This window comes from Reichenbachiella agariperforans, assembly GCF_900142205.1.
Classification (GTDB): Bacteria; Bacteroidota; Bacteroidia; order Cytophagales; family Cyclobacteriaceae; genus Reichenbachiella; species Reichenbachiella agariperforans.
This window is the reverse complement of the sequence record NZ_FRAA01000005.1, coordinates 90,082-111,530: the sequence shown is the minus strand read 5'-3', so window position 1 is coordinate 111,530 and position 21,449 is coordinate 90,082. Positions and strand designations below refer to the sequence as shown.

The window sequence follows — 21,449 nt, the reverse complement described above, 5'->3', positions numbered from 1 at the left end:
CCAACTATGAAAACAACTACTAGACTAAGCAGGTGGCACTCATTTATATATACTGTGTCGTTGGCTGCTGTAATGTTTGCCTGTGTGGATGATGATGTGCCTGTTTTTAACAATGGCTACATCGAAGCATACGTGCCGATCTATTCGTTAGATGAATCTACCGAAGTAGAGATTACCGAAGCGCAGGAATTTATCAACCCGGGTAAAATATATAAATACGCAGATTATATTTTTATCTCCGAGGCGAGCCGTGGCTTTCATATAATTGACAACTCCACGCCAAGTAGCCCCGTCAAATCTGGCTTTTTCAATATCCCTAAAAACAACAACATAGCCGTCAAGGATAATGTGGTGTATGCTGATTCAGGTTTTGATCTATTAGCAATCAAGATCATGTCAGACGGTAGTCTGGATGTTAGACGTAGTGTCGGTATGTTTGATATTGGTGTGACTGGTGACTTGCCTCCATTGCCAGGGTTTTACTTCGAGTGCGTGGATGATGAAAAAGGAACTGTGATCGGATGGGAGAAACAAACTATACTAGACCCTCAATGCTACTACTAAGATGAAGAAACTAAACTTAATATTAACGATAGTTCTCGCATTTGCCTTGTGGTCATGTGAGGATGGTGAATCTGCCTTTGAGTTTGATAATCAAGGCACTTCTACGAGTGGATCGATTGCTAAATTTCAAATCGATAGTAAATACCTTTATGTGGTAGAGGAGAACTCTTTGTCTATCTATGATGTGACAGATTTTGAGCAACTGAGCCAGTTGTCAAAGGTCTATGTCGATAGAGAAGTAGAAACGTTGTTCCGGTTAGGAGATATACTTTACCTAGGGACTACTTCGGGTGTTTTGTTCTACGATATCACGAATGTGAATCAACCGAGCTATGTGTCTTCGTATGATCATATCACTGCATGTGATCCTGTCGTGTCTGATGGTAGCTATGCATATTCCACGCTCCGTAGTTCAAATACCTGTGGGGGAGGTAGTGACGTGTTGGATATTATCAACCTGTCAGATATATCAGCGCCTAGTTTGACGGCTTCCTATGATGTGGCTTCTCCTTATGGTTTGGTGCTGTTTGACAACTATCTCTATGTGGGACAGGGATTGAACGGGATGAAAGTCTTTGATATTACAGATGTAACTGCCGTGACAGAGGTGGTGTCTTATGATGAGATCACAGCGATTGACTTTATCAGAGATGGAGAAAACCTTATCATTACTACCCGTACTGGATTGGTACAGGCTAAGGTAGGTACTGATGGGACATTGAGTGTTTTGAGCAAAATAAACTACTAAGCTATGCCAACCAAACTAAATAAGATCATTCTTGCTATTGCTTTATTGATAGGTGTCAGTGGCACAGCAGTGCAAGCACAGGATTATAATGTTCAAGATTTTAATGCTGGTATAGGAGTCAATTTTGCACCTATATTTAGCAACTATCCAGCCGTGTTATTTTCTGCACATGCCTTGTTCAAAGATCAAATTTGTATCGAAGTGGGTGGAGGTCCATTGATGGGGTCAGAAATGTGGGCGACCATGGAGGATAGACGAACTGGCGAGATAGAGATTCCTATTGTGAGATTTTTTTCAGATATAGGGGACAATGATGTTATAGATCATGAGCAAGGGTTTAAGGCTTTTGGTGAGTTTAAATATTATGCCTTGACAGGAAAACACAAACCTTTCTTTGGAACGGGGTATTCTTATTTACAGTCAGATTATAGTGCGTCCTACGTGGTGTCTATTCATGAGGGGGCAGGTCGATACTATTATAGAAATGTGACAGAGGACTATCGCACTACAGTCATGACCTACTATGTCATGCTGGGGTATCGCTTGACTTTTGCTGATCAGAAAATGTTCTTTGAGACAGGTGTTAACTTTAATTATGTAGACAAGGATATTACACCAGCCTTTGTGTATACTGAAGAGGATGTGCAGACTAATATCAATACGGTCGAGAATATTGATAAATATCCATTACCTATTTCCTTTGATTTAAAATTAGGTGTGCTGTTATTTACTAAATGAGTAAAATAGATTTTGAGGGTATCGATGCGGTTATATTCGATATGGATGGGGTGATCATAGATAGTGAACCTGTTTCGCGCTATGTCGTGGATCAGATGATGTTTGATAGAGGGTATCGGGTAGAACCAGAGCTGCATGATGAGTTTGTAGGTAGAAAGACCTCAGTCAAATGGAAGTATTTTGTCGAGCGTTTTGCACTGAACGATGATGTAGAAACTCTGACCAAGACATCCGACGAGCAGTACCTGATGTACATCCAAGAAGAAGAAATGGAACCTCTCCATGGATTACGCTATTTGCTCAGTCATCTCGAAAAGCTTAATAAAAAAATGATCGTAGCTTCTTCTGCTACAGGGCATAATATTCGTTTGGTTTTAGATAAATTTGGCATCTCAAACTACTTTCAAGATTATGTAAGTAGTGATGATGTGAAACAGGCAAAACCCAATCCTGATATTTTTTTATTAGCAGCGCAAAAGCTCGCTGTAGATCCCCACAAATGTTTGGTGATTGAAGATTCAAATAGTGGTATTCTGGCAGCCAATGCGGCTGGGATGGCATCTATTGGTTTTAAGAATCCTAACTCTGGCAATCAGGATCTGCACATGGCAGTTACAGTTGTTGATTCGTTGGAGGAGATTATAGATCTCGTCTGATTTAAGGGCAAAATAATTTATCAAAAAGTATAACGAATATGTTTCCAAAAGTAAACCCAGCACAAACGGACTCTTGGGCTGACTTAGAAGATCTGTACGAAGAGATCTCGAAAGAACCTATCATAGAAATGTTCAACAATGATCCTGAGCGGTTCTCTAAGTTTTCTATCCAATGGAAAGAATTTTTAGTGGATTACTCCAAAAATATCATTGATGAGAAGACCATCGCTGCGTTGCTGAAGTTAGCTGAAGAGTGCCAACTCAAAGAAGCCATAGAAGCGATGTTCACTGGCGAAAAAATCAATGAAACAGAAAACCGTGCAGTCCTGCACACAGCACTTCGAAGTAACAGCACTGAGCCGTTGCTCGTGGATGGTGTAGATGTACGACCTTTGATCCAAACGGAGCTAAAGAAAGTAGAAGCATTCGCTAAACAGTTTCATGCGGGAGAACTCAAGGGCTACTCTGGAAAGAAACTCAATACCATTGTCAATATCGGGATTGGAGGGTCTGATTTGGGGCCTTATATGGTCACCGAAGCATTGAAGCCTTACACCGTAGAGGGGATTACAGCCCATTTTGTATCGAACGTAGATGGGTCTCATATCCACCAAGTCCTGCAGAAAGTCAACCCAGAGGAAACACTGTTTATCGTGGCTTCTAAGACTTTTACGACGCAGGAGACCATGACTAATGCACAATCTGCGAAGGATTGGTTTTTGGACTATGCCAAATCGGAGACTGAGATTGCGAAGCATTTCATCGCACTATCTACCAACCAAACTGCTGTAGAGGCATTCGGTATCGATGCGAAAAATATGTTTGAGTTTTGGGATTGGGTAGGCGGTCGATACTCACTGTGGTCATCTATAGGCGCATCTATTGCTTTGACGATTGGTTTTGATAACTTCAAGGAGTTGCTAGACGGAGCAGAAGCGATGGATATTCACTTTAGAGAGACAGCATTCGGAGAAAACCTGCCTGTTATTTTGGCACTTTTGGGAATTTGGTACAACAACTTTTTTGGAGCAGAATCACATGCAATCCTTCCTTATGACCAGTACTTGCACCGATTTGCGAGCTACTTGCAGCAAGGTGATATGGAGAGTAATGGTAAATTCGTAGACAGAAACGGTGACCCGATCGCTATACAAACTGGTCAAGTGATCTGGGGAGAACCTGGGACCAATGGTCAGCATGCGTTTTATCAACTGATTCACCAAGGGACGAAGTTGATCGCATCAGACTTCATTGCTACAGCTCAAAGCCAAAACCCAGTAGGGGATCATCACCCTAAATTATTGGCTAACTTCTTTGCGCAGACCGAAGCGTTGATGAAGGGGAAAGTAGAGGAGCAAGTGGTAGCAGAACTGCTAGCTGCTGGTAAAACCGAAGAAGAGATCGATGCATTGATGCCGTTCAAGGTTTTCGAAGGGAATCAACCGACTAACTCTATTTTGATTAAGAAATTAACTCCCTATAACTTAGGAGCTATGATCGCAATGTATGAGCACAAAATCTTCGTACAAGGTGTGATCTGGAACGTGTTTAGTTTCGATCAGTGGGGAGTAGAACTCGGAAAGCAATTGGCAGGTGCAATCTTGCCAGAATTGCAAGATGATGCGACTGTTGATACTCATGATGGATCTACTAATGCACTGATCAACCAATGGAAGGCTTGGAGATAGCCTATTGATTAACTACTAAACGAGATAGAAATGAAAATAGCAGTGATAGCACACGATGGAATGAAAGCCGAAATGGTTGGTTTTCTACGTGAAAATGAAGATAAATTAGTAGGCGCAGAGCTAGTCGCTACAGGTACCACAGGTTCACATGCCGAAAAGGGTGGTTTGAAAGTGCATAAATTTTTGTCTGGCCCAATGGGGGGTGATGCGCAGATTGCTACGCTGGTAGCGGAGAAGAAACTCGATCTAGTGCTATTCTTTCGTGATCCACTGGGAAAGCATGCACATGAGCCGGATATTCAGATGCTGATGAGGTTGTGTGATGTGCATAATATCCCACTGGCAACCAACCCTGCAGGAGCACAGTTGTTGTTGGATGGATTGTATGGGAAGAGTAAGTAAGAGCAAACCAGAAGTAAAAAAGGCTACTGATCGATGATCAGTAGCCTTTTTTGTTTGTCTTGTATTGATTACACAAAAATGGATAGAGATACTTAATGAAGTATCTAGTACTAAATAGATTCTACATTATCTAGCCTCTCTGAGCGCTTCGGCGTAGGAGTTGTCAAATTCACTTTCTTCTATTGCAGTAGCGGCTCTTTCGACGTTGTACTCGATTCTTCGAAAGGTGACTTTAATAGCGTTAGGATTATTGGCTTTCGGAGTACCATTCAGTTCTATGATTGCGTAACATCCTCTATTGTCACCATCTTTTGGTTTGCCTACTGACCCGATATTGACAACATGCTTGAACCGCTGCCCATGTTCAATCACTCGGTGATAGGGTTTATGCGTATGTCCGCAGAGTAGAACATCTGTTTGGTTTTGATCCATCATATCCAATACCTTTTTTTCGGGATAGTCAATCACCATGTAGTCATTGATGGATTTTACGCTACCATGAACCAATAAAAAGTTGTAGTTGTGATTGTCTCTTGCAAAAGACAGAGAGAACTGTCTAGGCAGGTTGATCAAGTAATTTCTGTTCTCTTCGGTTGTCAATGCGCGAGTCAATCCACGGTTTGAGGGCTGATCTTCCAGAATTTCGGAACTCAACAGTGCTTCATCATGATTGCCCATAATCGTGGCTATTCGTCTTTTGCGTATTTCATGTACGACTTCATTGGGCCATACGTTGTATCCCACCAAGTCCCCCAAACAATAAACGGCATCTGGATTTTCAGAATCTAGGTCTTCAAAGAAGGCCTCAAGAGCTGGTAAGTTGGCATGTATGTCAGAGAAGAAGGCAATTTTCATGGTATGGCTATTATGCGTGGATGGTGATGATTTTTTGGTTATGCAGTATTGTTTTATTGCAATAATACGATTTGAATATTTGTCATCCTACCATTGGTAGTATATACTTCGAAGGGTTTTCTGAAAATAAGTAAGGGTAGTGAGGGGAGCGATAGAGTACTAAAAGGGTTTAAACCCTACTTTCCTTCATACTAGCAAGCAGGGTTTAAACCATGGAGTTCTAATAAAGGTCAAATTGTTATAAATGAGGTTGTTAATAATAGACTACTTCACAATTCGGGAAGTCAGATTTGAATTGATCTACGATAAAGTCTCTCAATCGGGTGTTGTTACATACTAATTTTTGGAGGTTTTCCAAATCACTGAGCCTGTCCAGCCTCCAAATGCGGGTATTGCTCACATTGAGGGTAGTGAGCCCATAGAGTGCTTCAATGCCTTTCATTTTGGAGATCCCTGTTCCGGAGCAGTTGAGCTCTTTGAGCGATTTTAACCCATCAAGTTCCTTTAAGTCTTCGATGGCTGTATTAGAGATGTTGAGATACGTTAATTCTTTGAGCTGCGTAATTCCACTCAGGCTCTGTAAGGGTCCGTTGGTACAGGTGAGTGATCGCAGGTCTGCATGTACATATAGTTCGTCTAGGCTCGTCATGCTGACACGGTCAAGGGTTATCTTTTGTAGGTTGATGAATATATTCAACGGAGACAGTGTAGAGACGGATAGATTGCTGATAGATACTTCCTGTTGCTCTATGAGGGCGTGTAGGTGATAAGTATCTACTTTTTTCAAGGACCATATAGTTTTCCAATCTTCGGTCAAACTATCCCACCAGTTTTTGAGTGTTTCTGATTGATAGATGACCACTGTTTTTGGGTTTGATTTTAAGAACTCACTGACTTGAGATTCGTCTACAAAAGTTTGGTCTAGGTCAACGAGCTCCAGTTGATTGAGGTAGGAGAGAGCTTTCATATCGTGTATCCCACTTTGTGTTAAGATCAAAAACTGTAGTTGCGTGTTTTGATCTAGTCCATCAGTTGACTCGACAGGTAGTTCCTCACCACGCAGGTATGTTAGTTCTTTCATGTCCTTAGTAAAGGAAAAGTCACGGAAGTGATTTTGGCTAATATCTAGCATTTTCAATCCTTTGAATTTCAGCAGTGGGCTGGCATTCTGTAGATTTTGACCAGATACGTCTAAAGAGTCTATGTTGATCAACTGAATGATTTGTTCTTTGCTAGGGCTTTCTTGGTTGATGATAGAGCTGAATACGGTTTGCCAGTTGCCAGGTAGTGATTTCCACCACTTCATGATTTGCTCGCTATTGGTGATGACGAGGGTATTGGATTTTTGTGCCATGAAGGTCGAGGCGGCTTGTTCGGTGATACCGGTTTGATCAGCATAGACCTTAGTTAGTTTTGGTAATCCCAAAAGAGGTGTTAGGTTCTTTATTTGAGTCTGATTAATGAATAAGGTTTCTAAACTTGGATGTCCTTTCAGTCCTTCTAGCGATCTGATGCTTGTTTCAGATACGTTGAGCATGGTGAGCTGCGACATAGCTTTAAATGCAGCTAAATCTACAATCGCCGTGCTGGATATATCAGCCTCTATCAGTGCCGTATTAGTTGAAAGTAGTTCTGGATCAGTCAGTAGGCTATTGGCTAGGTTGACATGGGTGAGTGATGTCATTTGCTGGAAGACACTGAAATCATAAATCCGAGTTTGTGACAGATTGAGTCTTTTGAGTTGCATTAACCGTGACAATGCACTGATGTCCATGACTTGTGATTCGGACAGATTCAGCTCATACAGCTGCTCAAAGTACTCCAACGCATCTACATCTAGGAGTGGGGTGTTGGTTGCTTTGAGGGTGTGTAGGTTTCTGGCGTAGCGTAGAGGGCTAAGGTCGTTGATTTTGGTGTTACTGATGTTGAGTGTTTTCAGGTTGCGTAGTGCAGCCAGCGGTTCTATGTTTTGTATCAATTGGTTGCCAGAGAGGTCTAGACTATCAAGGTTAGCGATCCTTTTGAGGATAGTATTGGTAGCACTATCTCCTTCGAATGGGACATAGCTTTTAAAGATTTTGATCCATCCATAAGATAGACTTGTCCACCATAGTTGCAGTTCCTTTTCGCGGCTAACTTTAGTACTGTAGACGCTGACGATTTTGAGATCTCCAGATTCAATATCACTGTTGATTTCTATAAAACGCTGTTTGATACTCGTGTAGTCTTCTCCTTCTAAAGTGGTGCCATTGATACGGTTTTCAAAAGCCACGAGATAATAAAAGTCTCCTCCTTCTTTCGCTACTCTATCTATTTTGATATCCTCGAAATCAAATTGAATTCCTTGAAAGAAGAAATCTACATCTCGCAGATAAGCGGTTACGTTTTTGTTAGTGATGACTTTTCGGTCATGAACTAAATCGTCCTCGATCTGTACATCGGGATTGCCAAATACTTTTTTGTAACTCTGCGTAATGATGACTTCCTTGTCACGTGTAGAGCTGGTGGCAGACCCGATGGAATTGAGCATGAACTCGTAGAAACCAACAAGACTTCTGACTTCATCGTAGCGAGAAGAGTCCACAGGCTGATTTTCTTGAGCTATTGCTGAAGGGAAGGTTGTCAATAGTGCACCAAAGAGCATGAGTGTGTAGCGCAGTATATTAATTTTTGCCATAGAGGTAATTCTTCATTTGTTGTTTTTCATCTTCGTTAGCAAGTGCAACGAGACTAGAAATGAGCCAGCCAGAGTTGTAGCCCGATCGGTTAAAATTAGCGAGTGAAAAGTAATAGCCTTCTACAGAAAAGAAGTGAAAGGACACATTCTTTACGGTGACGAATTTGAGATTACCCATATTCATTTCGTAGAGAAAAATACTTAAGTAGTCTGTTTCGAAATCCTTTCCTGTGAACTGCTCATTGTGCTGGTTGTCAGCAAAGGCTTTGCGCAGGGTCATGAACTCCAGTTCGTGACTCATGGGATGTAAAAATTTCTTACTCTCCGTGGTATCCTTGTCGAATTTACTGCTAAAAACATCAAAGGAGACATTATCTATGATCCACTCATAACCCTGCCCTTGTTGCTGTAGTCGCATATATAAGGTGCCAGGTACTTTCTTCCCCTTGTAAGTAAAGGTCGTATTGACCTCTGCGAGCCAATCGTCTTGATGAAAATCTAAGAAGACGGGAGACTTTTTGTCTGTGATTGTAGAGATGAATTTCTCGGCTAATTTTCGATCTATTTGTCCCGTCTGTGTGTCAAACAAGACAGGCATGTATTGATTACGGAGGTTGGTACTGTGGTATTGCTTGTCCGTTTCGTAGTAGCGTTTGCCGTTTTTGTCTTCTTCACCATTGAAGCGTCTGAAAAACTGGTTGATTTGTTTGGTTGAGGCGTTGAGTTGTTCCTGGGTTTCACGCATATCATCGGTGAGCCTACCTTGGCCCACCGATGACTGCATAGTGCATATCCCTAGGATGAATGCTAATAAGATTCTCATGCAGTTGTTTCTGTTACTTTGATGTCTCCTAAGAGTACATCCCAAAATTCGATGATTCTACCCGCGATCTGCGTTTCTTTCTTTTTGACATAGATCGTGATGTCCTTTTTGGTGGTGTCTTTGTAACTGAGGCTACCATCTTTGGACGTCCCTTCGAATCGTTGATAGATCGTAATCACACCTACATAAGTACCGTCAGGCTGCTGCTCTAGATCACTGACATAGTGTATGTCGTACCATTGGATTTTGACCTTGTCATAGTTGAGAGCCATTAGTCGCTCAAAGTAGTCTCGCACTTTGAAATAGCTGATTTCTTCACTTTCTAGAGACGAAACTCCCATTTCGCTATCCTCAGCGAATAGTTCTTCGGCTCTATCCATGACACGCTTGGCTTCAGAAAACTGGGTATCCTTGCTGCCTATGATACTGATATACTTACTCAGGTCTTTAACTTTCTCTAGTGCGAGCGAGTCTATCGCCTGTTTTCTACTTGGGTTAATGTTCGTCTGCGCAAAGGCACTAGTTGTCAGTGCCAGCAAGAGTGATAGTGCTGTGTATTTTATGATTTGCATGGTGTTAATATTCTAATTTGCGTGGATTATTTTTTAAGAACCAATTCTTTGATTTGGCCATTGTCGTCATAAACGATTTCTTCGATGACTGCTTTGTTGTTTTTGGTATCCTTGAGATAGTGCAGGTAGTTATCTATCGTGGTAGGCTCATCATAGCCTGCTTCACTACCATCCTTATAGATGACGATTAATACTGGTGCGTCAGGTCTGCCAAACATCGTGAGAGCTTCTTCGATACTCGCATTAGCAGATGCGGTAGATGATGAAGTAGCTACGGCATTAAAGTAGTTGGTGAGTTTTTCCTCTTTACTGAGTACTTTTTCTACAGGTTCTACTTCGGGTTTTTCTTCAGGCTCTTCGATAGGTTCCACTTCTTGTGTCGTGGTGACTATAGGTGCATCACTAGACTTGGTGAGTTTTTTCTTGCTCTTACAAGAGGAAAAACCAACGAGTAAGGCCAATATGATGACCATAGACCAAGAGGGGATATTACTGATGTGTTTTGTCATTGTTCTTATTGTTATGTATAGTTAGTGATTCAAATGAAATCACGTATAAATTTACCTTTTCCTACTGAGCAAATAGTGTTCCAGTTCATATATGAAGTGAAAATATTTGTTTTGATGAAATAATATTCTCGATTTAAGAATCCAACTGTCGATATAAGAATGGGATTGATGTGGTTACTCTGGTGGATATAGTCAGTCGATTTGAGTGGTTTAACCAGCTCCTTTCTTATTATTACACCAAATAACTATAGATATGACTATATCAAGAGCGAGTATTTGGATTATGTGTGTTGTCATAAGTGGACTGTATAGTTGCAGTTCAGTGGATAAATACAGAGTGTCTATCGAAACTTTGAGTACCGAGTGGCAGATCACAGCGCAGGATGCTAGTGATTTGTCTGTGTTGGCTAGTCAGGAGATTTCAGATTGGAAATCCATGTATCATGGGATGTATGCCGAGCTGTCAGATACGCTGGATGACCATACGATGGCGAAAGTAAATGTTCTGAAAAAAGCTTGTTTGGCACATGGTGATGTCTTGCTGGAGGTTCAGGAGATCATGGATGGAAAAATTAAGGATATAGAAAATGTAGGGCTGGATATACAAGAGCTAATGTTAGTATTAGAGAACGGTGAAGCATCTGCCGATATAGATGATAAGATACAAAGTGCAGAGGGTTTAATTACTTCATACCAAAGCTCTATACAAGAGTATCGCAGTATCATTGATAGTACTAAGGTGAGTTGCACTGAAACCTGTCGTGATTTCTCTTTATTGGTGATGGGGGAGTAGTTAACGAATACTAGAAAAGAAGCGAGATTTTAGGTGTTTAATGTTATTCAGATTTCTGCACAAATACCGAAATTGCTTGCTGATGGTCTTGTGGATAGCTTTTCTCCGTTTTAGCCTCTTTTGAATCAAATGAAGATATTCCTTTCGCGTAGAGGGGAGGTCATTGGCTTTTTTTTGCACTTCAAACAAGATATTCATCTCCTAACTCTCTGTCAGCTTAAGTCATAAATGTTTTTCAGTGAGCCTAAATTAGTCTTTGCGTTTCACTCTTGTAGTATCTCAAAATACCCTTGTATTTCAAATAATGTTTTTCTAATTTTGCCCCTCGATTTTTAAAACTAAATATTTCATAATGAAAAATTACGAGACGGTATTCATTTTAACTCCCGTTTTGTCTGATGATCAGATGAAGGATGCTGTCGGAAAGTTTAAAAAAGTTCTCCAAGACAATGGTGCTAAGATCACCAACGAAGAGAACTGGGGCTTGAAAAAGTTAGCTTATCCGATTCAGCACAAATCAACAGGTTTTTACCAACTATTCGAATTCGAAGGTGAAACAACTATCGTTGATGCTCTAGAAACTGAGTACAGACGTGACGAGAAAATCATGAGATTTTTGACGACTGCTTTAGACAAACACGCGTTGGCATACAATGCAAAGAGAAAAAGCGGTGCATTTAACAAAAAGAAAGAGGAGGCTGCATCATGACATTAGTTAACGAACCAATGAACAGAACTGACAGGAAGAAAAAGTACTGCAGATTCAAGAAAAACGGTATCAAGTATATCGATTACAAAGACGCTAACTTCCTATTGAAGTTCGTCAACGAGCAAGGTAAAATTTTGCCAAGAAGATTGACTGGTACGAGTCAGAAATTCCAAGGTAAAGTATCTCAAGCTGTCAAAAGAGCGAGACACCTAGCTTTGTTACCTTATGTTACGGATTCATTAAAATAATACAAGGACATGGAAATTATATTGAAAGAAGATATCAAAGGCCTTGGTTATAAAAATGATATTGTAACTGTGAAGCCTGGTTACGGTAGAAATTTCTTGATTCCTCAAGGATTCGCTATCATAGGTAGCCCGTCAAACAAGAAAATGATCACTGAAAATGTTCGTCAAGCTGCTCACAAAGCAGAAAAAATCAAGCAAGATGCTGAAGAATTGGCGAAGAAGATCGGTGAAAGTGCTATAGAAATCAAAACTAAAGCTGGCGAAAGCGGTAAAATCTTTGGTGCAGTCACTGCACTTCAGATTTCTGATGCTCTTGCTGCTAAAGGTTTCGAAGTAGATCGTAAGAAAATCGGATTCAACACCGCTATCAAAAGCGTAGGTGAGTACGGTGTGACTTTAGATTTGCATAAAGAAGTGAAGCATGAGGTTACTGTTAACGTAGTAGCTGAATAATCACTCTCAACACTCAAGATAACGAAACCTCTGACCTGTGTCGGAGGTTTTTTTGTGTCTATATTTGACCAGAATCATGCAGCTACCCCTCAAAACCGATATCAAAATTAAATCTTTTAACGAGTCTATCCAGCTCGGTCAGCAGATCGTGACGCTCGGTTCGTGTTTTGCACAGGGGATGGGGGAACGATTGCAGCAGTTTAAATTCGATACGCTTGTCAATCCCTTTGGTGTGGTTTTTAACCCCGTGTCTCTGGCGAACTTGCTGCGGGACTCTCCGCTTGATACGTCACGTTTTGTGGAGCGTGATGGTTTGTGCTGTCACTATGACTATCATTTTGATGTGCGGGCGGAAAATCCGGAGTTATTGGTGGAGCAGATTGCTGTAAAACGCCAGCAAGTACAGTTTTACCTTCAATCTGCGGATTGGCTGATACTGACATTCGGTAGCGCAACCGTCTATGAATACAACGGGCAGGTAGTCGCGAACTGCCACAAGCAGCCGCAGCATTTGTTTGACAAGCGAATGTTAAGGTCGGGTGAAATGAACAGAGGCATGCAGGATGTATTGGGGACATTGCAAAAACATAACCCGAAATTAAAAGTGATACTCACCGTTAGTCCTGTACGTCATATCAAAGACGGGATTACCGAAAACCAACTGAGTAAATCGCTGCTCCGCGTGCTTTGTGATCAATTGTCCCAGAACAACGGAATGTATTACTTCCCGTCTTATGAAGTGATGGTAGATGACCTAAGAGACTATCGGTTTTATAAGTCTGATATGGTGCACCCGACTGAGCAAGCAGAAGAGTATATCTGGAATTCTTTTTTGCATGCGGCTATGGATGAACATAGTAAAGACTTTATCAAGCAGTGGTATTTGATTCGTACAGCTATGGCTCACCGCCCTTTTAATCCTAAGACTGCTGCACACCGCCAGTTTTTATTACAGTCTCAAGCTAAACTCTCAGCGTGGAGGGACGTAGTAGATGTTCAAGAAGAATACGCATGGTTCGAGCAGCAATTGACCGCTCTATGAGCCTGTTAAAAAGTATGGCAAGGGGAGTAGTTAATTATGAAAATGGTATTTATAGACTCTTAATTTTAAAATTCACGTAAATTTTATCAATATTGTTAAGAAATGGCTCGGTTATTGGCTGTATTTTCAATAAATACCACTTTCTTTGGGCTATAATATAATGAAGACACTCGCTTCACATATCGATTTCACTACAGTTGCTCCTAGCCCTAGGAGGAATAGGAGACCCTTTGGGGTCAATTAATTAAGGATTACCTACGTGGTAGTCGCACATCGTATATATAAACACCAATTATTTTTTTACTTAACTAAGTTCATAAACTATGAACGTTGAAGTGCATTATGCAACGCCTGAGCATGCTAAATATGCCCAAGCTATATGTGAGTTGATAGAATCCGCAGCAAAAGCGCGGGGTACTGGGATTGCTAAACGCGATCCAAAGTACGTCGAGAAGAAAATCAACAATGGTGAAGCGGTCATCGCTTTGAGTGACAAGGGAGACTTGGCAGGGTTCGTCTACATCGAGACTTGGCAAAACAAGGAGTATCTCGCGAACTCTGGTCTCGTTGTGCATCCCGATTTTAGGAATTTGGGACTGGCAAAGAAGATTAAGCTCAAAGTACTCAAGCTCTCTAAAGAGAAGTTTCCAGGGACGAAGATTTTTGGTATCACGACCAGTTTGGCGGTACTGAAGATCAACTATGAGTTGGGCTATCGTCCAGTGACATTCTCTGAACTGACCACTGATTCAGAGTTTTGGAACGGCTGTCGCAGCTGTCCCAATTACGATATCTTAGAAAGAAACGAACGCAGAAATTGTCTCTGTACGGGGATGCTTCTTCACGAAGCTTCCAATAAATTTGTAATCAAAGAAAAAGGAATCATTGCGAAGCGTTTTCAACGTCTAGCGAATTTCAAGAATCAAAGAAAACAGAAGAAGAAATGAGTAACAAAAAGGTAGTGTTGGCTTTCAGTGGTGGATTGGATACCACGTATTGCGCTTTCTATTTACAAGGTTTGAATCTGGATGTATATACCGCTCTGGTCAATACGGGAGGGTTTACTGCTGAGCAAATGGCAGAGGCCGAAAGTAGGGCAAGATCATACGGTGTAGTCGAGCATGTCAATCTTGAAAAAACTCAGGACTTCTATGATGAGTGTCTCAAGTATTTGATCTACGGTAATGTCTTGAAAAACAACACGTACCCACTATCAGTGAGTGCTGAACGAGCGTTTCAGGCTTTGGCGATTGCTAAATATGCCAAGTCTATCAATGCGGATTATATCGCGCATGGTAGCACAGGCGCAGGCAACGACCAAGTGCGTTTTGATTTGATATTCCAAATCATCTGTCCAGATGTAGAGATAATTACACCGATCAGAGATAACAAACTTTCGCGTCAAGCGGAAATAGAATATTTGAAAGAAAAGGGTGTCAATATCTCTTGGGAGAAAGCCAAATACTCGATCAATAGAGGATTATGGGGGACTTCAGTTGGAGGTGACGAGACTTTGACGTCTAATCTGACATTGCCCGAAGAGGCCTATCCTAGCCAAGTAGAAAAGGATGGGAGCGAAGAGGTAGAATTGTCTTTCGACAAAGGGCAATTGAAAGGGCTTAATGGCAAAACCATGGGAGCTGTCGAGGTGATCGAGACACTAAACGATATTGCATCCAAGTATGGAATCGGGCGTGATGTACATGTCGGAGATACCATCATCGGAATCAAAGGTCGTGTGGGGTTCGAGGCAGCAGCACCAGTCGTGATATTGAAGGCACACCACCTGCTAGAGAAGCACAACTTGACCAAGTGGCAACAACACTGGAAGGAGCAACTGGCCAACTGGTACGGAATGCTACTACACGAGGGGCAGTTTTTAGACCCAGTGATGAGAGATATTGAAGTGTTTTTAGAAAATACGCAGCGAAACGTTACAGGGACTGTTAAAGTAAAATTGGCACCTTACCGTTTCCAAGTGATAGGGATCGAATCTGACAAGGATCTGATGTCATCGGATTTTGGGCAGTATGGTGAAATGAACAACGGATGGTCGGGCGAAGATGTCAAAGGCTTTACAAAGATATTAGCAAACCAAACGAAAATTTATAGCTCGATTAACAATGATTAAAGTAGGGATAATAGGTGGAGCTGGCTATACAGCAGGTGAGTTGTTGAGAGTATTGGCAGGGCATCCGGAGACGGATGTAGCTTTCGTACACAGTACGAGCAATGCAGGTAATTCGATTGATTCGGTACACAAGGATCTCGTGGGAGATATAGAAGGAGACTTTACGGATCAGCTAAATTTTGATGTAGACGTATTGTTTATCTGCTCAGGACATGGTCACTCGCGTACGTTTGTGGAAGGGAATGATATCCCCGCAGGTGTCAAGATCATAGATTTGAGCAATGAATACCGACTCAAGGCTGATGCCGATGGTTTTGTATATGGATTGCCTGAGCTGAATTTGGGAGCGATCAAGAAGGCAACTAAAATAGCCAATCCTGGCTGTTTTGCTACGGCGATCCAATTGGGGATTCTGCCACTAGCAGCCAATGGCGAGTTGAACGAGGATGTACATGTCAATGCAATTACAGGATCCACAGGAGCGGGGCAAAACCCAAGTAAAACGAGCCATTTCAGTTGGAGAAACAATAACGTATCGATCTATAAGGCATTTAGCCATCAGCACCTAGGTGAGATCAATCAGTCGATTCAGCAGTTGCAAAGTGATTACGGTCATGAGGTGAAATTTCTCCCAGTCCGTGGCAATTTCCCAAGAGGGATTTTTGCTAGCTTGTACACCAAATGTACGCTCAGTGAAGAGGAAGTGATCGAGATGTATAGGGAGTTTTATAAGGATGCTGCATTCGTCCACGTGTTGGACTATGCACCTGATATGAAACAAGTGGTCAACACCAACAAATGTTTGATCCATGTGGAGAAGCATGGAGATACCGTTTTGGTGACTTCATGTATCGATAACTTGGTCAAAGGAGCTTCTGGACAAGCTGTTCAGAATATGAATTTAATGTTTGGATTGGATCAAAAAACAGGACTACAGCTCAAGAGCGTAGGATTTTAAATAAGAATTAGGATAACACACCCATCATATAAATTATTACCCGATGAAAATTGCATTAATAGGAGTAGGAAACTTAGGATTATCGATTGCACAAGGACTCGTAGACCAAACCAATTTTGATATAGAGCAGCTGGTGCTGACCAAAAGGAATGTCTCTAATCTTGATGGTTGGAAAAAGCACCCTCATGTACTCGTGACCCCATCCAATATTGATGCAGTGAGAGCTTCGGATGTTATCATTCTTTGCGTACAACCGAGTCAGATCAATACAATCCTAAACGAAATAAAGGATGAACTAGATGAGAAGAGACATGTGCTAATTTCTACGATCACAGGCCGTAAGATCAGTGAGATCGCGGAAATCGTAGGCAATAAAATTGCAATTATTCGCAGTATGCCAAATACTGCAATCTCAGTAGGTGAATCGATGACTTGTATTTCCACCAACGGGACAGGTAAAGCTAAGATAGGATTGGCAGAGGAGATTTTCAACGCGATGGGAGAGACACTGGTGATCGATGAGAGTAAAATGCAGGCCGCTACGGTGGTTTGTGCGAGTGGGATTGCATTTTGGATGAGGCTGATCAGAGCGACGACTCAAGGGGCTATTCAGCTAGGGTTCGATGCGCCAGAGGCCAAACATATGGCGACTCAAGCGTGTATGGGTGCAGCGACGCTTCTCCTCGAATCGGGCAATCATCCAGAGGAAGAAATCGATAAGGTGACGACTCCACAGGGTTGTACCATCTCTGGGTTAAATGAAATGGAGCACGAAGGACTCAGCTCTGCATTGATCAAAGGATTGATGAAATCCTACGAAAAGATATCTCAAATCATGACCGATAAATAACAATGAAGAATTACAAGGTTTATCCTTTGTTCGATATTACGATCGAAAAAGGAGAAGGGAATTATGTGTATGATACGGACGGAGAAAAATACCTTGACTTCTATGGTGGTCATGCCGTGATTTCTATCGGGCATTCTCATCCCACTTACGTGAAAGCATTGACAGAGCAGGTGAGTAAGATTGGCTTCTATTCCAACTCTGTAGTGATTCCACAGCAGGAAGAGCTGAGCGAAAAGCTGGGTAAGTTGAGTGGCTATGAAGACTACAATCTATTCCTCTGTAACTCTGGTGCCGAAGCGAATGAGAATGCACTGAAACTAGCTTCTTTTCAAAATGGAAGAAGAAAAGTCATCGCTTTCAAAAATGGATTCCACGGGCGTACTTCACTTGCAGTAGCAGCTACTGATAATCCTAAAATACAAGCTGCTGTCAACTTTACGGACAATATCCAGTTATTTGAATTAGGAGACCTAGAAGGGGTCAAAGACGCTTTGGCTGCCAAGGATGTGGCGTGTGTCATCATCGAAGGGATTCAGGGGATCGGTGGAATCAACGATCCAGGAGCGGAGTTCCTAGAAGGACTAGAGGAAGCTTGCCGTGCGACTGATACGGTATTTATCCTAGATGAAGTACAGTCAGGCTATGGTCGTACGGGTAAGTTCTTTGCGCACCAGTATGCGAACATCCAACCAGACATTATCACCATCGCCAAAGGAATGGGGAATGGCTTTCCGATTGGCGGAGTAGTCATCACTCCAAAATTTGAAGCTAGTTTTGGTCAGTTGGGTACGACATTCGGGGGCAACCATCTCGCCTGCGCAGCAGGAAATGCAGTCTTGGATGTGATCAAAGACGAAGACTTGATGACAAATGCCACAGAGATAGGTGATTACATCCTCTCTGAACTCGAAGGAGTGAGCGCAATCAAGTCCGCACGTGGCAAGGGATTGTTGCTTGGGTTGGTGTTTGACGAACCTGTCAAGGAATTAAGAGGCGAATTGTTGAAAAAATATAAGATATTTACGGGTGCAGCCACAGATCCGAAGGTGTTGCGATTGCTACCACCGATGACGGTGACCAAGGCTGACGCGGATATTTTAATCAATGCAATAAAAGAACTAGTATGACAAACTTTTGCTCGATCGATGATGTAGATGATCCCGTTGGGTGGATCCAAAGTGCAGTAGAGTTAAAGAAAAAAATAGAGCAAGATGGTCCGTTCACTAAGAATGGAAAGTCTGTTTGCCTTTTGTTTTTCAATCCAAGTCTGAGGACGAGATTGAGTATGCAAAAGGCATCTTTCAATTTGGGGATAGAGTCTTTTATCTTCAACCTCAATACCGAAGGCTGGCAGTTGGAGTTCGGTGATGGAGTCGTGATGAACGGCAATACCAGTGAGCACATCATCGAGGCTGCTGGTGTGATGAGTAGTTATTTTGACGCCATTGGTATCAGAGCCTTTGCTTCTCTGAGCAACAAGCAGGAGGATTATCAAGAGAAAATATTGAGTCAGTTCGTCAAGCACTGCTCGGTACCAGTGATCAATATGGAGTCAGCAACTTCTCACCCCTTGCAGTCTTTTGCAGACATGATCACGATCGAAGAATACAAGAAAGTCGATAAGCCTAGAGTTGTATTGTCATGGGCACCACACCCCAAAGCATTGCCTCAGGCTGTAGCCAATTCGTTTCTCAACTGGAGCAATCGAATGGATTATGACTTGGTATTGACACACCCTAAAGGCTATGAATTGGATCCCGGGATCGTAGGCAATGCAACCGTAGAATACGACCAAAATAAGGCATTCGACGGGGCTGATTTTATCTATACCAAGAACTGGTCTGCCTTCAATGATGAGAGCTATGGACAGGTTGTTTCGCAAGATCCGACATGGACGATCACTCCAGAAAAAATGGCGTTGACCAATGCAGCTAAGTTCATGCACTGTCTGCCGATACGTCGCAATGTCATCGCGACAGATGGGGTACTGGATCATGAGAGTTCGATCGTGATTGCACAGGCCAATCACCGCATTACATCAGCACAAGCCGTGCTACAAAAATTACTTAACGTCAAATAATCACACGTAGAATGGAGTCTTTGACAGTTGTCAAAATAGGAGGGAAAGTCATCAACGAAGAGGCTGAGTTGGATATCTTTTTGAAGAAGTTCGCAGCACTAAAAGGCAATAAAATACTCGTACACGGGGGTGGGAATATCGCCTCTGTCGTGCAAAATAAAATGGGTATACCGCCCAAAATGGTAGAGGGTAGACGCATTACGGATGCTGATGCCATTGATATCGTGACGATGGTCTTCAGTGGCCTCAATAAAAAGATAGTTGCCAAGTTACAGTCTGCTGGTATTCAGTCTCTTGGCGTGTCTGGGGCGGATGGAAACCTCATTCGGTCTCGCAAGAGAAGTGTTACCACCATTGATTATGGTTATGTAGGTGATGTAGAAGAGGTTAATGCAGAGTTTCTGAAGGCTTTGTTTGATTTAGGAATCGTGCCAGTAGTCTGTGCGTTGACGCATGACAATCAAGGTCAATTGCTCAATACCAATGCGGATACAATCGCCTCTGAATTGGCTCGTGGCATAGCAGATCACTATCAAGTGGATTTAGTTTACTGTTTTGAGCAGCCAGGGGTATTGAGTGACTTTGAGAACAAAGTAGTGATCCCTGAGATCACTCCCGCGGGTTATGCCAAGTACAAAGCTGACGGAGTGATTGTCGATGGGATGATCCCTAAACTCGATAATGCTTTTGATGCGATCAATGCGGGCGTTGATACAGTGAAAATATGTCACTTCGAGGCGTTGGACAAAGTTCAATCTATAGACTATCCCGGGACTACATTATGCTTGAAATAGACGCATCATATCACAGGTATACTCGAGAGGCAGTGGCACTATTGGCGGCTATGATAGAGACGCAGTCTTTTAGTCGCGAGGAAGAAAATGTAGCCCGAGTGGTTCGAATATTCTTGGAAGAAAAAGGAGTAGAGGTACAGCAACAGGGAAATAATATTTGGGCGCTATCCAAGTATTTTTCTGATGAGAAACCCACGATACTTTTGAACTCCCACATCGATACGGTCAAACCTGCCAAGACTTATACATTGGACCCATTCAAAGCGCAGATCATTGATGGCAAGTTGCACGGTCTAGGGAGTAATGATGCAGGTGGTCCATTGGTCTCGTTGATTTTGACCTTTCTGAATTTCCATGCACAAGAAAACTTGCCCTATAACCTGATCCTAGCAGCGACAGCCGAGGAAGAAGTGTCTGGAGCCAACGGCGTAGCATCGCTGTTGCCAGTTTTAGGCAAAATCGATTTGGCTATCGTGGGTGAACCGACGCTTATGGATATGGCGATTGCCGAGAAGGGACTGATCGTCATCGACTGTGAGGCCAAAGGATTGAGTGGTCATGCAGCACGTGATGAGGGTGTCAATGCCATCTACAAGGCGCTGACCGAAATAGAGAAATTGAAGAACTATCAGTTCGAGAAAGAATCGGACTACCTCGGGCCGATCAAGAAGACTGTCACGCTGATCGAAGCAGGTACACAGCACAACGTCGTGCCAGACTCATGCAAGTTTGTTCTAGATGTGCGTACCACAGACGCCTACTCCAACCAAGAGGTTGTAGAAATCTTGGCGCGTGAGATCGACGTGGAGTTCAAGCCTCGGTCGCTGCGACTCAACTCATCGGGTATATCGAATACGCATCCTATTGTGCTGCGAGGGGATCACTTAGGAATGAAAAAATATGGATCACCAACCATGTCAGACCAAGCGCTAATGCCTTTTGATTCCATCAAGATTGGCCCAGGTGATTCGGCAAGGTCGCATACGGCAGATGAGTTCATCTACGTCGATGAGATCGAAAAAGGAATACAGCTTTACATCCAATTGTTGGATGGGCTGGAGATATAGTTTGAAGGGTTTAGACTAATAAAAGTGCTTTGTAAAGTCTCTGTGATTTGTTGAGAGGATGATATTTAAGCATAGTGACAAAAAATACATTT

24 protein-coding genes are annotated in these 21,449 nt (G+C 42.3%); 19 read left to right on the top strand and 5 right to left on the bottom strand.

The annotated features are described in order from the left end of the window. Positions 1-6 precede the first annotated feature (6 nt). The 6 genes from BUB99_RS13660 to BUB99_RS13635 are packed head-to-tail and all read left to right on the top strand — an operon-like array spanning position 7 to position 4,796. The gene (locus tag BUB99_RS13660) at positions 7-564 is read left to right on the top strand and encodes a hypothetical protein (RefSeq protein ID WP_139281017.1); all 558 of its coding nucleotides are present in this window, start codon (positions 7-9) and stop codon (positions 562-564) included. Between the two features lies 1 nt (position 565). Then, positions 566-1,312 (top strand): LVIVD repeat-containing protein, encoded by a 747-nt coding sequence (locus tag BUB99_RS13655; protein WP_139281016.1) that lies wholly within the window; start codon positions 566-568, stop codon positions 1,310-1,312. Positions 1,313-1,315: 3 nt separating this feature from the next. Continuing rightward, positions 1,316-2,050 carry a hypothetical protein gene (locus tag BUB99_RS13650; protein ID WP_073123174.1) on the top strand — a complete coding sequence of 245 codons (735 nt, stop codon included), beginning with the start codon at positions 1,316-1,318 and terminating at the stop codon, positions 2,048-2,050. Further along, positions 2,047-2,706: an HAD family hydrolase gene (locus tag BUB99_RS13645; protein WP_073123171.1), complete on the top strand. Its 660-nt coding sequence runs from the start codon at positions 2,047-2,049 to the stop codon at positions 2,704-2,706. Before BUB99_RS13650 ends, BUB99_RS13645 begins: the two co-directional genes overlap by 4 nt. A 38-nt stretch (positions 2,707-2,744) precedes the next feature. Then, positions 2,745-4,394, top strand: coding sequence for a glucose-6-phosphate isomerase (gene pgi / locus BUB99_RS13640; RefSeq protein ID WP_073123169.1), 1,650 nt, complete (start codon positions 2,745-2,747; stop codon positions 4,392-4,394). A gap of 30 nt (positions 4,395-4,424) precedes the next feature. After that, positions 4,425-4,796: a methylglyoxal synthase gene (locus tag BUB99_RS13635; RefSeq protein ID WP_073123167.1), complete on the top strand. Its 372-nt coding sequence runs from the start codon at positions 4,425-4,427 to the stop codon at positions 4,794-4,796. 126 nt (positions 4,797-4,922) lie between these two features. Here the strand turns inward: BUB99_RS13635 and BUB99_RS13630 are convergent, their stop codons facing one another. The 5 genes from BUB99_RS13630 to BUB99_RS13610 form a co-directional block, all read right to left on the bottom strand. Continuing rightward, positions 4,923-5,651 carry a metallophosphoesterase family protein gene (locus tag BUB99_RS13630; protein ID WP_073123165.1) on the bottom strand — a complete coding sequence of 243 codons (729 nt, stop codon included), beginning with the start codon at positions 5,649-5,651 and terminating at the stop codon, positions 4,923-4,925. A 253-nt stretch (positions 5,652-5,904) separates the two neighbouring features. Further along, the gene (locus BUB99_RS13625; protein ID WP_073123163.1) at positions 5,905-8,328 is read right to left on the bottom strand and encodes a leucine-rich repeat domain-containing protein; all 2,424 of its coding nucleotides are present in this window, start codon (positions 8,326-8,328) and stop codon (positions 5,905-5,907) included. Further along, a complete protein-coding gene (locus BUB99_RS13620; protein ID WP_073123161.1) occupies positions 8,315-9,151 on the bottom strand; it encodes a hypothetical protein in 837 nt (278 codons plus the stop codon). The genes BUB99_RS13625 and BUB99_RS13620 overlap by 14 nt, the downstream gene beginning before the upstream one ends. Then, a complete protein-coding gene (locus BUB99_RS13615) occupies positions 9,148-9,723 on the bottom strand; it encodes a hypothetical protein (RefSeq protein WP_245816843.1) in 576 nt (191 codons plus the stop codon). Before BUB99_RS13615 ends, BUB99_RS13620 begins: the two co-directional genes overlap by 4 nt. Before the next feature lie 26 nt (positions 9,724-9,749). Further along, a complete protein-coding gene (locus BUB99_RS13610; protein ID WP_073123159.1) occupies positions 9,750-10,232 on the bottom strand; it encodes a hypothetical protein in 483 nt (160 codons plus the stop codon). A 322-nt stretch (positions 10,233-10,554) separates the two neighbouring features. Here BUB99_RS13610 and BUB99_RS13605 point away from each other — a divergent pair, with 322 nt between their 5' ends. The 13 genes from BUB99_RS13605 (at position 10,555) to BUB99_RS13545 (ending at position 21,357) form a co-directional block, all read left to right on the top strand. After that, entirely contained in the window at positions 10,555-11,025 is a 471-nt protein-coding gene (locus BUB99_RS13605; RefSeq protein ID WP_139281015.1) for a hypothetical protein, read from the top strand. A 352-nt stretch (positions 11,026-11,377) separates the two neighbouring features. Then, positions 11,378-11,734, top strand: a complete 357-nt coding sequence (gene rpsF / locus BUB99_RS13600; protein ID WP_073123155.1) for a 30S ribosomal protein S6 — start codon at positions 11,378-11,380, stop codon at positions 11,732-11,734. Further along, complete coding sequence (rpsR, locus tag BUB99_RS13595) at positions 11,731-11,982, top strand: 30S ribosomal protein S18 (protein ID WP_073123153.1); 252 nt, start codon at positions 11,731-11,733, stop codon at positions 11,980-11,982. Before rpsF ends, rpsR begins: the two co-directional genes overlap by 4 nt. A 9-nt stretch (positions 11,983-11,991) precedes the next feature. After that, positions 11,992-12,435 (top strand): 50S ribosomal protein L9, encoded by a 444-nt coding sequence (rplI, locus tag BUB99_RS13590; RefSeq protein WP_073123151.1) that lies wholly within the window; start codon positions 11,992-11,994, stop codon positions 12,433-12,435. A 76-nt stretch (positions 12,436-12,511) separates the two neighbouring features. Then, positions 12,512-13,477: a GSCFA domain-containing protein gene (locus tag BUB99_RS13585; protein WP_073123149.1), complete on the top strand. Its 966-nt coding sequence runs from the start codon at positions 12,512-12,514 to the stop codon at positions 13,475-13,477. Between the two features lie 323 nt (positions 13,478-13,800). After that, entirely contained in the window at positions 13,801-14,424 is a 624-nt protein-coding gene (locus tag BUB99_RS13580; RefSeq protein ID WP_073123147.1) for a GNAT family N-acetyltransferase, read from the top strand. Further along, the gene (argG, locus tag BUB99_RS13575; protein WP_073123145.1) at positions 14,421-15,608 is read left to right on the top strand and encodes an argininosuccinate synthase; all 1,188 of its coding nucleotides are present in this window, start codon (positions 14,421-14,423) and stop codon (positions 15,606-15,608) included. Before BUB99_RS13580 ends, argG begins: the two co-directional genes overlap by 4 nt. After that, positions 15,601-16,566, top strand: a complete 966-nt coding sequence (argC, locus tag BUB99_RS13570) for an N-acetyl-gamma-glutamyl-phosphate reductase (protein ID WP_073123143.1) — start codon at positions 15,601-15,603, stop codon at positions 16,564-16,566. The genes argG and argC overlap by 8 nt, the downstream gene beginning before the upstream one ends. Positions 16,567-16,609: 43 nt before the next feature. After that, positions 16,610-17,416, top strand: a complete 807-nt coding sequence (gene proC, locus BUB99_RS13565) for a pyrroline-5-carboxylate reductase (protein WP_073123141.1) — start codon at positions 16,610-16,612, stop codon at positions 17,414-17,416. A 2-nt stretch (positions 17,417-17,418) separates the two neighbouring features. Then, positions 17,419-18,543, top strand: a complete 1,125-nt coding sequence (locus tag BUB99_RS13560; RefSeq protein ID WP_073123139.1) for an aspartate aminotransferase family protein — start codon at positions 17,419-17,421, stop codon at positions 18,541-18,543. Continuing rightward, a complete protein-coding gene (locus tag BUB99_RS13555; RefSeq protein ID WP_073123137.1) occupies positions 18,540-19,496 on the top strand; it encodes an N-acetylornithine carbamoyltransferase in 957 nt (318 codons plus the stop codon). Before BUB99_RS13560 ends, BUB99_RS13555 begins: the two co-directional genes overlap by 4 nt. An 11-nt stretch (positions 19,497-19,507) precedes the next feature. After that, on the top strand, positions 19,508-20,290 hold the full coding sequence (gene argB / locus BUB99_RS13550) for an acetylglutamate kinase (RefSeq protein WP_073123135.1): 783 nt from the start codon (positions 19,508-19,510) through the stop codon (positions 20,288-20,290). Next, positions 20,278-21,357: a M20 family metallo-hydrolase gene (locus BUB99_RS13545; protein ID WP_073123133.1), complete on the top strand. Its 1,080-nt coding sequence runs from the start codon at positions 20,278-20,280 to the stop codon at positions 21,355-21,357. The genes argB and BUB99_RS13545 overlap by 13 nt, the downstream gene beginning before the upstream one ends. Positions 21,358-21,449: the final 92 nt, after the last annotated feature.